This is a genomic window from Arthrobacter sp. HMSC06H05, from assembly GCF_001807395.1.
Classification (GTDB): Bacteria; Actinomycetota; Actinomycetes; order Actinomycetales; family Micrococcaceae; genus Pseudoglutamicibacter; species Pseudoglutamicibacter albus.
The window spans coordinates 1-13358 of record NZ_KV788972.1 but is presented as its reverse complement, the minus strand read 5'-3'; the positions used below and the strand labels follow the sequence as shown (position 1 = coordinate 13358).

13 protein-coding genes and 2 tRNA genes are annotated in these 13358 nt (G+C 61.7%); 14 read left to right on the top strand and 1 reads right to left on the bottom strand.

All coding sequences use genetic code 11. The annotated features are described in order from the left end of the window. The first annotated feature begins 57 nt into the window (after positions 1-57). The 3 genes from HMPREF3160_RS01380 (at position 58) to HMPREF3160_RS01370 (ending at position 3399) form a co-directional block, all read left to right on the top strand. Positions 58-249 carry a hypothetical protein gene (locus tag HMPREF3160_RS01380; protein ID WP_141739776.1) on the top strand — a complete coding sequence of 64 codons (192 nt, stop codon included), beginning with the start codon at positions 58-60 and terminating at the stop codon, positions 247-249. 211 nt (positions 250-460) lie between these two features. After that, positions 461-1066 carry a TetR/AcrR family transcriptional regulator gene (locus HMPREF3160_RS01375; RefSeq protein ID WP_070490328.1) on the top strand — a complete coding sequence of 202 codons (606 nt, stop codon included), beginning with the start codon at positions 461-463 and terminating at the stop codon, positions 1064-1066. After that, entirely contained in the window at positions 1063-3399 is a 2337-nt protein-coding gene (locus tag HMPREF3160_RS01370) for a PEP/pyruvate-binding domain-containing protein (protein ID WP_070506600.1), read from the top strand. Before HMPREF3160_RS01375 ends, HMPREF3160_RS01370 begins: the two co-directional genes overlap by 4 nt. Positions 3400-3480: 81 nt before the next feature. On the opposite strand, the gene HMPREF3160_RS01365 is transcribed toward HMPREF3160_RS01370, so the two are convergent. Next, on the bottom strand, positions 3481-4548 hold the full coding sequence (locus HMPREF3160_RS01365; RefSeq protein WP_070506598.1) for a DNA-3-methyladenine glycosylase family protein: 1068 nt from the start codon (positions 4546-4548) through the stop codon (positions 3481-3483). A 66-nt stretch (positions 4549-4614) separates the two neighbouring features. On the opposite strand from HMPREF3160_RS01365, the gene HMPREF3160_RS01360 reads away from it, so the two are divergent. From HMPREF3160_RS01360 to HMPREF3160_RS01310, 11 genes are all read left to right on the top strand, one after another. Beyond that, the gene (locus tag HMPREF3160_RS01360) at positions 4615-5946 is read left to right on the top strand and encodes a cystathionine beta-synthase (RefSeq protein ID WP_070506595.1); all 1332 of its coding nucleotides are present in this window, start codon (positions 4615-4617) and stop codon (positions 5944-5946) included. A gap of 31 nt (positions 5947-5977) precedes the next feature. Beyond that, entirely contained in the window at positions 5978-7204 is a 1227-nt protein-coding gene (locus HMPREF3160_RS01355; RefSeq protein ID WP_083285250.1) for a cystathionine gamma-synthase, read from the top strand. A 180-nt stretch (positions 7205-7384) separates the two neighbouring features. Further along, positions 7385-7888 (top strand): hypothetical protein, encoded by a 504-nt coding sequence (locus HMPREF3160_RS01350; protein WP_141739775.1) that lies wholly within the window; start codon positions 7385-7387, stop codon positions 7886-7888. A 276-nt stretch (positions 7889-8164) separates the two neighbouring features. After that, positions 8165-10180: a DEAD/DEAH box helicase gene (locus HMPREF3160_RS01345; protein WP_070506593.1), complete on the top strand. Its 2016-nt coding sequence runs from the start codon at positions 8165-8167 to the stop codon at positions 10178-10180. Positions 10181-10253: 73 nt separating this feature from the next. Next, a tRNA-Thr gene (locus HMPREF3160_RS01340) sits at positions 10254-10325 on the top strand. A 65-nt stretch (positions 10326-10390) separates the two neighbouring features. Then, a tRNA-Met gene (locus HMPREF3160_RS01335) sits at positions 10391-10464 on the top strand. A gap of 66 nt (positions 10465-10530) precedes the next feature. After that, positions 10531-10893: an amphi-Trp domain-containing protein gene (locus tag HMPREF3160_RS01330; protein WP_070506591.1), complete on the top strand. Its 363-nt coding sequence runs from the start codon at positions 10531-10533 to the stop codon at positions 10891-10893. A gap of 30 nt (positions 10894-10923) precedes the next feature. Continuing rightward, a complete protein-coding gene (locus HMPREF3160_RS01325) occupies positions 10924-11175 on the top strand; it encodes a hypothetical protein (RefSeq protein ID WP_070490216.1) in 252 nt (83 codons plus the stop codon). 5 nt (positions 11176-11180) lie between these two features. Further along, on the top strand, positions 11181-11630 hold the full coding sequence (locus tag HMPREF3160_RS01320) for an FAS1-like dehydratase domain-containing protein (RefSeq protein ID WP_070490214.1): 450 nt from the start codon (positions 11181-11183) through the stop codon (positions 11628-11630). 2 nt (positions 11631-11632) lie between these two features. Continuing rightward, on the top strand, positions 11633-12082 hold the full coding sequence (locus HMPREF3160_RS01315; RefSeq protein WP_070506589.1) for a MaoC family dehydratase: 450 nt from the start codon (positions 11633-11635) through the stop codon (positions 12080-12082). Further along, on the top strand, positions 12079-13293 hold the full coding sequence (locus HMPREF3160_RS01310) for a UDP-N-acetylmuramate dehydrogenase (RefSeq protein WP_083285248.1): 1215 nt from the start codon (positions 12079-12081) through the stop codon (positions 13291-13293). The genes HMPREF3160_RS01315 and HMPREF3160_RS01310 overlap by 4 nt, the downstream gene beginning before the upstream one ends. Positions 13294-13358 lie beyond the last annotated feature (65 nt).

The following is a 13358-nucleotide window of genomic DNA, read 5'->3' as shown; positions in this document are numbered from 1 at the left end:
CCGGACCCTTGCCTGAGGTAGCGAAAGAGGGAAGCAAGGCAGGGAAGATTGCTTTCGTTGGGCATACGCTACGAAAACATCCACGCCCCGAATGAGGAGCTTGACGCCGGAAACTTCTTCGTCACGTTCTCTGCCTACGAAGACAAACGCTCCTACTTCGGTCCGGGGAGTTCGAAAGCCATTCAGACAGTGGACTCTAATTCAACCGACGACGGCATGCTGGTCTTGGAACGAAAAGACAACGGCTAAGACTCTCAACCGCACAGCTATCCTGCCGGGCCAAAGCAAACCCTGTAAAAACGACGTGCAGGCTCAGCAGGCCCCGCTCACTATCACCGCCGCCTGGACCATCTTCAAACCCCGCCAAACACGCTAACCCCAACACACGCAGCGGCACCTCATAAAACAGGATAATTCCCACATGAATGACCGCGGTCAAGTTTCTTGTTACTCTATCTTCATGAGTTCGAGTGATCGTGTCGCCCGTCGTAAAGAGGCGACCCGGAAACGGATCGTCGAAGCTGCAATGCAGCTGTTTCTGAAGCAAGGATTCGAGCAAACCTCGGTTTCCCAGATTTCAGAAGCCGCAGACATAGGTAAAGGCACGTTCTTTACCTACTTCGCAACCAAGCAGGATGTCTTGTCATTCTTGGGTGAACAAGTGATGGCGGCCATGACAGATGCTGACACTCCAGGCGCCGGTGCCGCGGTTCGTTTGCAACGAGTGTTTAGCGCCGCCGGTGAGTGGTACGTAGAGAATGAGGCACCCGCGCGGCAAATGTGCATAGCTCGGATCTCATCCTTGAATCAAGCAGATGTGTCCTCCTCACGTGAACCCTTGATGGCTTTGCTGCGATCGATCGTCAGCGAAGGTCTCGCCTCAGGCGAGTTCCGTCCCGTGGACAGGGAGGCCGCGGTGATAATGCTTGCATCGGCGTACTTCGCGCCCGTGGCGCAGTGGACGTGGCAGCAAGACGGACCGGCGCTACCGGAGCGACTCACACAACAGCTGGAACTCGCACTCGTTGCAATGGTGGATACTTCTTCAGCAAGGGAAGCCTCATGATTATCCCGTTCACTGAAGCGACCCTGACCACTGGCGGTGGTAAAGCAGTGAACCTCGGTGTGCTGGAACGAGCGGGACTGCCCGTCCCGGAAGGTTTCGTTCTGTCTGCAGACACATACCGCGAAGCAACCGCCGACCTAAATATAGATGCGCTTCTCTCACAAGGACCAGGCGCCGTCCGGGCAGCAGTAGAAGGTCAAAACGTGCCAGACGCCATCGCTCGGGAAATCGGCAACCAGTTGAGCACGTGGGGTGAGAACGTAGCGGTGGCTGTGCGATCTTCGGCAACCGCAGAGGACCTCCCCGAAGCATCTTTCGCTGGTCAGCAGGACACCTTTCTTGGGATTCTCGGCACAGACGACGTATTGGATGCGGTCCGTAAATGTTGGGGATCGCTCTGGACCGCTCGAGCCGTTGACTATCGACGCCGTCACGGTATTGAGCATCATGACGTTGCTCTAGCTGTGGTTGTTCAGAAGCTCGTCGATGCCGACACTGCAGGAGTCTTATTCACCTGCGACCCAGTCAGCGGCGGAGAAGAAACACTCATCAACGCCTCCTGGGGACTAGGGGAGAGCGTGGTCTCAGGAGCAGTGACCCCAGACGAATACCGTGCAACGACCAGCAGTGTTCTGGAGCGGCGACTCGGGGCAAAACAGACCCGCATCGACCGCCATGGTTCTTCCGCCCGCATCGCTGACGTTCCCCAAGATGACCGGCACCGCCTCTGTCTCACTGATGACCAAGTGCTTGAGCTCGCCCGGCTCGGGGAAACCGTGCAAGAGCTTTACGGTGCAGGCATGGACCTCGAATGGGCTTACACAGACACCACTTTGTGGCTACTTCAAGCTCGACCTATCACCACTACTGCGAGCACCGAGACGGCTACACAACAGGTTCCACAACAAACCGTCTCTGGCCGACGGATCGGTAGGGCATCCCGTGTATTCCACACTGACCTCGTCGAACACTACCCGGGGCCGTACCCCCTCGACCTTTGCGCGATCCTTCCTATGCATCGGCAACTGCAGGCCGGGATGGCGAACATCGGTATCACTGCGACCCCCATCGAGCAGCTCCTTGAAATGAAACCCGATGGAACTATCACAGCTGCCTACCCCGACATCCGTGTGGGTTGGCGGCTGGTCCGCCTCCTTGGATACCGATCCCCAGACCCGGCTGACTGGCCCACCGTGGAAGCTGATTACCGCAGGAAACTAGATAGCTCTCTGCCCTCGGAACTCGCCCCGGTTGCAGACCAAGAACTCCTGGCACTCCTCGAGAAGATTTTGGGTCTGGTCAGTGACATAGCGCGGGTGAGATTTCTCGACTACGTCGGGCCTGCACAACTCACAGCGCTCAAACTCGGCTACTACTTGGCTCTGGCCAGGAGACGAGACCTCGATGCATACGACCTACTCGGGGACCTCGACTACACTACGGTGGTGATCGACAAGGAACTCCATAAGCTCGCAAGCCTCGAGCCAAATTCCTCTACCTATCGCGACATGCGGCGGCGTTTCCTCGACGAGTATGGCGCCCGAACTGCACAGCTGTACCTGCCCTTTTCTCATAGGTCTTGGAGAGAAGACCCCGCTAGCCTTGATGCAACGCTGGACGCTGTGCGCCGTTCGCCGCGTGGCCTTGCTGATAAACCTTCCCATCAAGAACTCGTCGAGGAAATCAAGGGCCGGTTACCGGCCCTTGCCCGCCGCGGGTTCGCCCGTACCCTGAAGGCCTGGCGGAACGGTCACGTCGCTCGTGAAGCATCGGTATACCTCATTGAGGAGGCGTACGTGATCGCGCGTCGTGTGACCGCTGAGATCGCAAACCGACTGCACCGGCGTGAAGCCCTCGAAACTGTCGAGCAGTTGAAGTACCTTACGTTGACCGAAATCCAGGACACACTGGTCAGGGACGCGTCCGCTCATCAGACGCGACTGATGGCCAGCCAACGCGAAGCCGCACGGCCACATGCCGCCGCAGCGTGGTGGACCCACGCCGATCAAACCAAAACGTCGAAGCTTGCCGGGACAGCAGGAAGTCCCGGACTGGCCACGGGCCCTGTACGGGTCATCACAGGGCCTGAAGACTTCAACCAACTCCAGCCGGGAGACATCCTGGTGTGCCACTACACGGATCCATCCTGGACGCCATTGTTCGGCCTGGCGGCCGCTGTCATAGCCGATACTGGAGGTCGCCTCTCCCACGCTGCCATCGTTGCTCGTGAATACGGCATTCCCGCCGTGATGGGCGCGAGCGGAGCGACCAGCGCACTGAAGAATGGACAGATGATCACTGTCAATGGGACCCAGGGCACCATTACGGGTTGAGGGCGTACAACCGGCCGGCTACCGGTTGAAAAGCTAGCGCTGCCCGCCACCAGAGCCGCCCGCCACCAGCGTCGGTCGGTTCTAGTGCCAGCGGTGATCGTTGGCGTGGAGCCGGGGTCCCATGCGTTGTTTGGTTGCGCCGCCTTCCGCTAGCAGCCGCACAACCCGTTGCCGGTGCCCAGTCCATGGGGCCAGAAGTTGTTCCATCTCCCGGTCGGTGACTCGGCGGCCGGTCAACGCCCACCCCACGTTGTGTGCCACATGGTAGTCCCCGAAAGACACATGATCGCCTGAACCGTGGCTGCGTTGCAGAACCTCCGCGGCCGTCCACACACCAACCCCCGGGATGCTGCGTAACGCAGACTCGATCCGCAGTAGACCACTGTTCGGCCCACCCGCCGGGACAGTGGCTTGTAGCCGCCGCAGTGCCGACTCACGTTCAAGAGCGCGCACCAGAGTATTGCGCCGTTTACTATCCACGCGCGCCTGATGCCACTCCCACGACGGGATCCGTGTCCACTCAGCTCCGGTGGGAGGAACGAACAGTTCACCGGTTCGGCCCATCGGCCCGGGGGAGGGGTCCCCAAAACGAGTCACAAGTCGTAACCACGCCCCGAACGCCTCGTGCGCCGTGACCTTTTGCGCCAAGATCGCCGCCGCGAGATGCTCAGGTAACGCGCCAGAAGACCCCAACAACAGGCCCGGACGTTCGGAACGCATCCGCTGAACCAACGCGGGAAGGTCAGTCAAAGAATCAAACTCGCTCCAGTCATCACTGCGCCCCAGCCAGTCGGGAGCATCCTGTAGGGCTTCCGCTGCACCAGGGCCCCACGCCTGAAACCTGACCTGACGTGCCAACGGCCCACCCGCGCCACGGGCGGCACCCCGGTTCTCTTGCGCCGACCGCGCCCGCACCGCCCCGCCAGCAACCGCGGACGCACTCACACCTTCCGGCACAATCCTGACCTCAGCGATCCCGGACGGATAACGCACAGCCCGCCACGCATCGTGCGCAGTGATCCGCAACGATGGGTCACGCCGCCCATGCTGAAAAGCGGACACCACGGCACGCCACTCCAACGGGACAGGCGGAACCCAGCTGGCCTCAGCATCGGGGGTCATACCCTCACCGGATACAGGAACGCTCATATAGATACTGTGGCATGCACCCCTGACAGTTTCGCGGCAAGCGTGAGGCGCCGGTACCGTGGACTTATGCGTTACGCGAATTCCGTATTGGACCTCATTGGTGGCACCCCGCTGGTCAAACTCAACTCGGTCACGGACGGCCTTAAAGCGACCGTGCTCGCCAAGCTCGAGTTCTTGAATCCGGGCGGTTCGATCAAAGACCGTATTGCGTTGAAAATGATCGAACAAGCCGAGGAAGCCGGGAAACTCACTGCCGGCGGAACGATCGTTGAACCGACCTCCGGCAACACTGGCGTGGGGCTTGCGATGGTGGGGCAGCTGAAAGGGTACCGGACGGTATTCGTGACCCCGGAGAAGGTCGCGGAAGAGAAACGCTCCGTCTTGAAGGCCTACGGGGCAGAGGTTGTGGTTACCCCGAACGGTGTGGCACCTGATTCACCGGAGTCCTACTACGGGGTTTCGGACCGTCTAGAACGCGAGATCGACGGCGCTTATAAGCCGGACCAGTTCTCTAATCCGGCCGCCCCGGAGTCACATTACGAAACCACCGGCCCCGAAATCTGGGCTGATACCGAAGGCCGCGTCACCCACGTGGTCATGGGTGCGGGTACCGGCGGCACAGTCACGGGTACAGGCCGATACCTCAAAGAAGTGTCCGATGGCGCAGTCCAGGTGATCGTCGCTGACCCGGATGGCTCGGTGTATTCCGGCGGCACGGGCCGCCCGTACGCGGTCGAAGGTGTGGGCGATGACATGTGGCCGGGCAACTATGATCCCGAGATACCCGATGCGGTCGAAGCCGTGAGCGATGCCGAAGCGTTTGCGATGGCGCGCCGCTTGGCTAAGGAAGAAGGCCTCCTGGTGGGTGGGTCCTCCGGGCTCGCCGTGGTCACCGCGCTGAATGCGGCCCGTGATCTTCCCGAGGACGCGGTCGTGGTTGTGGTGCTTCCGGATTCCGGCCGCGGCTACATGGGTAAGTTCTTCAATGACGCCTGGATGCTCGCCAACGGCTACAGCATCCAGGTGCCTGATGAGGCATCCACTGTTGGTGCGCAACAACAGCTGCCAGGGGTGCGCGGCGTAGACGAAGGCGTTACGCTCGCTGAAGCGAAGGAAGCGCTGGATGCCGCGGGTGTGAACGTTTTGCCTGTTGTTAGGGGAGGGCATTGGCCGGCCCGCGTAGGCGAGTTGGTGGGGTCGGTCACGCGCGAATCGGTGCTCTCCGCGCTGGATGCGGGCTCATCCCCGGAAACCTCGATTGATGCCGCGCACGCGGTGGGGCAACACATGCCCACGATCGGGTGGTGTCAACCAGCCGAATGTTTGCACGAGCTGTTACGCGTCAACTCTGGCGTGGTGCTCTTACGCGATGGCGAAGCCATCGATGTCCTAACCTGAATTGAAACTTTGAGATTGCATGGAGCGTGGAATGAGCGAGAACAAAAAAGACCACAACAACGAACACAAGACCACCGACCACAAGCACACTGAGCAAAACGCCACGGAGCAGGGTTTGGGTTTCTCGACCCGCGCCGTGCACGCAGGCCAAGAGTTTGATCCGATCACGGGCGCGGTGATCCCGCCGCTGCACATGTCCACGACGTACCATCCTCACTCGGTGGGTAACCTGCGTTTGGGCTACGACTATTCGCGCGGCACTAACCCGACCCGCGATAACTGGCAGGAGCAGATCGCCGCCCTGGAAGGTGGCGCTTACGGTATTTCTTTCGCCTCGGGCTTGGGTGCTGAGGACGCGATCATCCGGAGCTTGCTTTCGCCGCGGGACCGCATCGTGATGGGTAACGATGTTTATGGCGGCACGCATCGTTTGATCGATAAGATCCACGGCCCTAACGGCATCCGCCACACCCCCGTGGACATGACGGACACGGCAGCCGCTGTGCAGGCGATCCGTGAGGATGCGACTGCGATGGTGTGGATTGAGACGCCATCGAACCCGCTCATGAAGATCGCGGACATCGAGGCGTTGACAGCTGCTGGGCATGAGGCTGGTGCGATCGTTGTGGTGGATAACACGTTCGCTTCCCCGTACCTGCAGTCCCCGCTCGCACTCGGGGCGGACTTGGTGGTTCACTCGACCACTAAGTACCTTGGCGGGCATTCCGATGTGGTGGGCGGCGCAGTCGTCACGAACTCGGAGGAGCTGGCGGATAAGGTCCGGTTCATCCAGTTCGCTGCGGGCAACCAGTCTTCACCGTTCGATGCGTACATGACCACGCGTGGCGCGAAGACACTCGCGGTGCGGATGGAACGTCACTGCGATAACGCTGAAGCGGTAGTGAAATGGTTGCGGGGCCGTAAGGAAGTCACGAAGGTTCTGTATCCGGGACTTGCGGATCATCCGGGGCATCATGTTGCGGCACGCCAGATGAAGCGTTTTGGCGGCATGGTTTCCTTCCGGCTGGCAGGCGGTGCGGATGCGGCACGGGCTGTCGCGGAGAGCACGGAACTGTTCAGGCTCGCGGAATCGCTGGGCGGGATCGAATCCCTCATGAACTATCCGGCTGAGATGACCCACGCTTCCGTCAAGGGAACCGAACTAGAAGTGCCGGACGATCTGCTGCGGCTATCGGTCGGTATCGAGGACGCTGAAGACCTCATCGCAGACCTCGAACAGGCCTTCGCGCGGCTATAAGCCAGCACCCGGTGCGCGCCGCCGGTGAAAGTATCCCGTGCGCGCTGCCCGGGAACGCTGCCCGGTGAACGCTTGCCCGGTGAGTGCGGCCGAATTGTTATCTAAAACCGCTTGTGGGTGGTAGGCGGGCGCATTACTGTTCTCGCTATAGCTGTTGAAACGGGCAGTGGAGGTTCTTTAATGGCTTATTCAGCGAACGCAAGGAAACTACTCGCGAGTACTGGTGTGCTCCTTGCTGTTGGGGCAGGGCTGACCGGGTGTGATGCGTTTGGAAACGGTTGCGGTAAAGGTGCAGCTTCGCCTGAGGAAGCCGTTGAGGAATTCATTTCAGCTGCAGTGGCTGACGACGCGAAGAAAGCGTGCTCAGTCGGCGAAGAGGTCGCGACCACTGAGAACATCCAGCCGGTCATGGCGAAATACCGCGAAAAATACGCGGACCGTGACCTCAGCAAACTGACCTTCGAAAACCTCCCCGACCTACGAATGGGAAGCTCATTCGTTGTGAAGGTCGCTGAGAATGGGCGCGAGATCGAACGCATCAACGTCGCAGCCTATAAGGACAAGTACCAGTTCCCGACCAACCCGTCAGAAGACGGGGAGGACCAGAGTTCTCCCGCAGATTCAGAGCGGCCACCCGCATCAACGGAACCGGCAACATCTAAGGAAGCATCAGAGGATAAATAAACCAGCCGGAGGCGGGACTCTTGTGAGTCCCGCCTCCTTTATGGGCTCCGCGGCAGGCTGCGGGGTAGACTGGATTATCCGCCGATATCCGGCTTTCCCTTATTAAATGCATGCCCCTTCGAACGGGGTCTATTCGCATGTGGTTTGTGTGCCTCGCCCGATGCGCGGCACTGTGTGTCGTGGAGGGAGTGAGCCGGTCACGGGCGTAACGCCCGCGTCCCGCGCACCCCACGAGTGCACGGTTGACGCCTCCCGCAGAAACAGGAGGCCACCGAGATGGCTCAAACTGACATGGCTGAAACCCACGAAAACACCAGCACCGAAACCAAGCCGGAGGGCCCGACGTTCGCTGAGCTGAACATCGAACCCCGCGTTCTGGCAGCGGTGGAAGACCTCGGCTACGAACGCCCTTCACCTATCCAAGCCGCGACCATCCCGACCCTGCTTGAAGGCCGCGACGTCGTGGGACTCGCGCAGACCGGAACCGGTAAGACCGCGGCGTTCGCGATCCCCGCGCTCACCAAGATCGCCGAAATCAACGACGTCAACGGGCCAGCCGAAACCCCGCAGATCCTCGTGCTCGCACCAACCCGCGAACTCGCGCTCCAGGTAGCGGAAGCGTTCTCCTCCTACGCACGCTACTTCGACGACCTCACGATCCTGCCCGTCTACGGCGGCTCACCGTACGGTCCACAGCTCAAAGCGCTGCGCCGCGGGGCGCAGGTTGTGGTGGGCACCCCAGGCCGCGTTATCGACCACATCGAACGCGGATCCCTCGACCTCTCCAACCTCCTCTACGTGGTCCTCGACGAAGCCGACGAAATGCTGCGCATGGGCTTCGCCGAGGCCGTGGACACGATCCTCGAATCCACGCCGGAAGACAAGCAGGTCGCGCTGTTCTCCGCGACCATGCCTAAGCAGATCCGCCGCATCGCCGATACCTACCTCCGCGACCCCGAGCACATCGCAGTGGATACCGCATCGACCCCTGGCGCGAACATCCGTCAGCGCTACATCCAGGTCATGCACCAGTACAAGCTCGACGTCATGACGCGCCTGCTGGAGACCGAAGACACCGACGGCGTGATCGCTTTCGTGCGCACCCGCCAGGCGACCGAAGACGTCGCAACCAAACTCAAGGCGCGCGGCTTCCGTGCCGCGGCGATCAACGGCGACGTCCCGCAGGTCCAGCGCGAGAAGACGGTGGATCAGCTCCGCGACGGCGTGATCGACATCCTCGTTGCGACCGACGTTGCCGCACGCGGGCTCGACGTTGAACGTATCTCGCACGTGTTCAACTACGACATCCCGCACGACACCGAATCCTATGTCCACCGCATCGGCCGCACAGGCCGCGCAGGGCGTACCGGGGACGCGATCCTGTTCATGACCCCGCGGGAACGCTACCTGCTCAAGCACATCGAACGCGCAACCGGCGGAACTGTCGAAGAAGCACAGATCCCTGGGATCGAAGCCGTCAACTCGTCCCGGCTGGGCCGGCTCGCTGAGCGCCTCACGCCTGCGCTCGAGCAAGAAGACCTCACCCCGTACCGCGAACTCGTGACCGAATACGTTGCCGAGAACGACGTCGACGCCGTGCAGGTTGCCGCGGCTTTCGCTTTTCTCGCCCAGGGCGGCAAGCCGCTGCTGACCGAGGAAATACCGACGACCCCGCCGGCGAAGAAAAAACGCACCAAACGCGAACGCGCACAGCACGATGCGGTGGCGGGCGAGCGCGGTGCCGCCGAGTCCCGTGGTCGCGGTAGCCGTGGAAGCCGCGACGACAGCGACAAGGTCACCTATAAACTCGCCGTGGGCCGCCGCAATCGCGCCATGCCTGGCGCTATCGTGGGCGCGCTCGCCAACGAAGGTGGGCTCGTGTCCAGCGACATCGGCCACATCGACATTCGTGAAAACTTCACACTCGTGGACCTGCCAGCGGATATGCCGGACTCAACCCTGGAGTTGCTGGCAGACACCCGGGTGGCCGGGCGCCGCATCGACATCCAGCTTGATCACGGCGGGCCATCCCGCGCACTACGCGGTGGGGGCCGCCCACACGCTGAGCGTCGTGGCGGGTACCGCGATGAGCACCGCGAAGACCGGGGCGGCCACGGAGGGAAGCATGGTGGCCGTGAGAATCGTCACGCTTCTGGTTTTCGCGGCAAAAAATCCTGGGACCGTGACGAGCGCAAGGGCAGTTTCAAGCACAAGAAGAAGGACTCTGCTGCCCGTAAAATCAAGGATTCCAAAGACAAAGGCGCACCTAAGTGGAAGCGCCGTGGCCGGTAACTGTCCGGCTACAGGTGAAGAGCTCAATGCGTTTTGGTGTTGGGAATAAACCCTGGTAGAGTCTTCATCTGTTGCCCCCTTAGCTCAGTGGTAGAGCGCAGTCTTGGTAAGACTGAGGTCATGGGATCGATTCCCATAGGGGGCTCTGAATGAGAATCCCGCAAGGCCCCCTCCGGTTCGGGTCGGGGCCGGCGGGATTTTCTCATTCGTGGCGGTGTAGCTCAGCTGGTTAGAGCGCACGACTCATAATCGTGAGGTCGCGGGATCGAGTCCCGCCACCGCTACAAACAAAGACCCTCAGCCTCAGGCTGGGGGTCTTTCTGTTATAGCCTTAGGGGAAGGGGATAACCATGACTGACCGTGCTACGGGCCAAGGGTCGAACCTTGATAGGGGAGGGCGCGACGAGACGCAGAGCGAAGGCACGCAACCTCTGAACATCAAAGCGAAAGAAACGATGAGCCGGGAACAGCTCGCCGACCTCCTCGAAGGGCTCGCCGCGCGCATCCGCACAGGCGAAGCCACCGTCTCCGACGGCGTCACCGCAGAAACCCTACAGCTCCCGCACACCCTCAAGGTCGAGCTCGAGGCCAAAGATGTAACCCGCCGCAGCGGGCGCATCAAACGCGAATTCGAACTCGAAATGGAATGGTACGTCGACGCCCACGGCCAACCAGAGCAAGGCACCAAGCCCACCGGCATCTCGATCAGCTAAACCCGCGCATCGGCCACTAGACTGGTAACCATGCTCAACTGGGACTCCGCCTCTACACTCACGAAGGCCATGCTGATCGCGACCATCGCCGCGGTCCTCATCGGCCTCGTGCTCCTCATCATGGGCGCCATCCAAGACAACACCGGTCTGTTCACCGCCGCATCCGTGTTCCTGATGATCGGCATCATCGCCCACGTCATCGGATTCGGTTCCCGCATGCGGGACGGCCGCCGAGCACTCAAACAGAAAATGAACAGCGCCGGACCGCGGCGCGGAAGGTGAGCCACATGGGCGTGAATGCAGACCTGCAGGGCCACACGTACCCTGCCGCCGCACCATATTCGGTAGGCCGAGAAGCAATCCGCGACTTCGCACGCGCAGTCAAAGCAACCCATCCACACCACTACGATGTGAAAGCCGCGCAAGCCGCCGGCCACGCCGACCTAGTCGCCCCGCCAACCTTCGCGGTCGTGATCGCACAGCGCGCTGAAGCCGCCTACATCACCGACCCGAACTCCGGCATCGACTTCTCCCGCGTCGTCCACGCAGACGAACGCTTCACCCACGTCCGCCCGCTCGTCGCCGGCGACGAAATCACCGCCACCGTGACCGTGGACCGCGCCCGCGCCGTCGGAACCGGCGGGATGGTCACCACATCAACCGTGCTCACAGACGCCAACGGCGAAACCGTGTGCACCGTACGCTCAACCCTCATGATCCGCGGGGAGGACGACTAAGAATGGCTGCCTTCGAAACGGGCCAAGAACTCGGCCGCACACAGATCGAACTGACCCGCGCCGACCTCATCCGCTACGCCGGCGCATCGGGCGACTTCAACCCGATCCACTGGAACGACCGCTTCGCAACCGAAGTAGGGCTACCCGGCGTGATCGCGCACGGAATGCTCACGATGGGTGCTGCCGTCCAGCTCGTAACCGACTGGGCAGGGTGCCCCGGCAGGATCGAGGACTACCAGACCCGCTTCACCGGCATGGTCCCAGTGGCCGATGAGGCCGGCACGAACCCCGCCGAATCCGTAGGCGCAACCCTCGATGTGGTTGCCACGGTCGGCAAGGTCGTGGACGAAGACCGCATCCGCGTGGACCTCGAAGTGACCCTGGACGGCGAGAAAGTACTCAACCGCGCGCAAGCGATCGTGAATGTCGCCGGACGCTCCGAGGCCGCATGAGCAAGCAGGTGCAACAGGGACAGCAGCAGGGCCAGCAAAAACCAGAGGGCCAGCGGAATCTCAGCGAAATCACGACGCTCAGTGACATCACAACGATGGGCGTAGGCGGGCCAGCCGACCGCTTCATCGTGGCCCGCACGCGTGACGAGATCCTCGAAGCAGTCCAAGAGGCCGACGCCGCCGGAACCCCGCTGCTGATTGTTGGCGGCGGCTCCAACCTGGTGATCGCTGACGAAGGCTACCGGGGGACCGTCCTGCAGATCGCAACCCGTGGCATCACCGTCGGCGAAGAAGATCAACCGGGTCAAGACGCCGCTGGCGGTGGTGAAGGGGCTGGCGCTGCTGATGCCACCCAAGCCGCCCCCGGGGATGGCATTGTTCCGGTGACGATCGAAGCAGGGCATCCGTGGGACGAGGCCGTCGCGTGGACCGTTGAACACGAGCTCGGAGGGCTTGAAGCCCTCTCTGGCATCCCTGGTGCGGCTGGTGCGACCCCGGTTCAGAACGTGGGCGCGTACGGTGCTGACGTCTCCAACACGCTGCTCTCGATCGAGGCGTGGGACCGGCACGAAGGCAAGCTCGTGACCCTGCAGGCCTCCGAGCTGGAGTTGACCTACCGGAACTCCGTGTTGAAGCGCGCAACCCAGAACGGTTCGCCTCGCTGGGTTGTGTTGGCCGTGACGTTCGGGCTTAAACGAGGCGAGGCGTTGCCTGTCGCGTACGATCAGCTCGCTCGCGCCCTCAACGTCGAGCTCGGGACCCGGGTCTCGCTGGCTGAAGTCCGTACCGCCGTGTTGGGTTTGCGGCGCTCTAAAGGGATGGTCTTGGAGGCGGGGGACCCAGACACGAACTCGTGCGGTTCATTCTTCATGAACCCGATTGTCGAAGAATCACTCACTGCCGCGTTGCCAGCGGATGCTCCGCGCTATCCGGCGGGCAAAGACGGCTACGTCAAACTGTCTGCGGCGTGGCTGATCGACCACGCGGGCTACCACAAGGGCTTCGGAATGAAAGGCCAGCCGGGCGAGGAGATCGCCGGCGGCAGGGCATCGTTGTCCTCCAAGCACACACTCGCCGTCACTAACCAGGGTGGCGCCTCGTGCGCTGACGTCGTGGCGCTCGCCCGTGCGGTACGCGACGGAGTCAAGGAAGCATGGGGGATCGAACTCCACCATGAGCCCTTGCTCATCGGGACCTCGCTCGACGCATGAAACGCGACACCTGAAGCGAAGCCCGCATAGCGCGTTAAACGTGTGAGCGCTCAGCCACTGCGGCT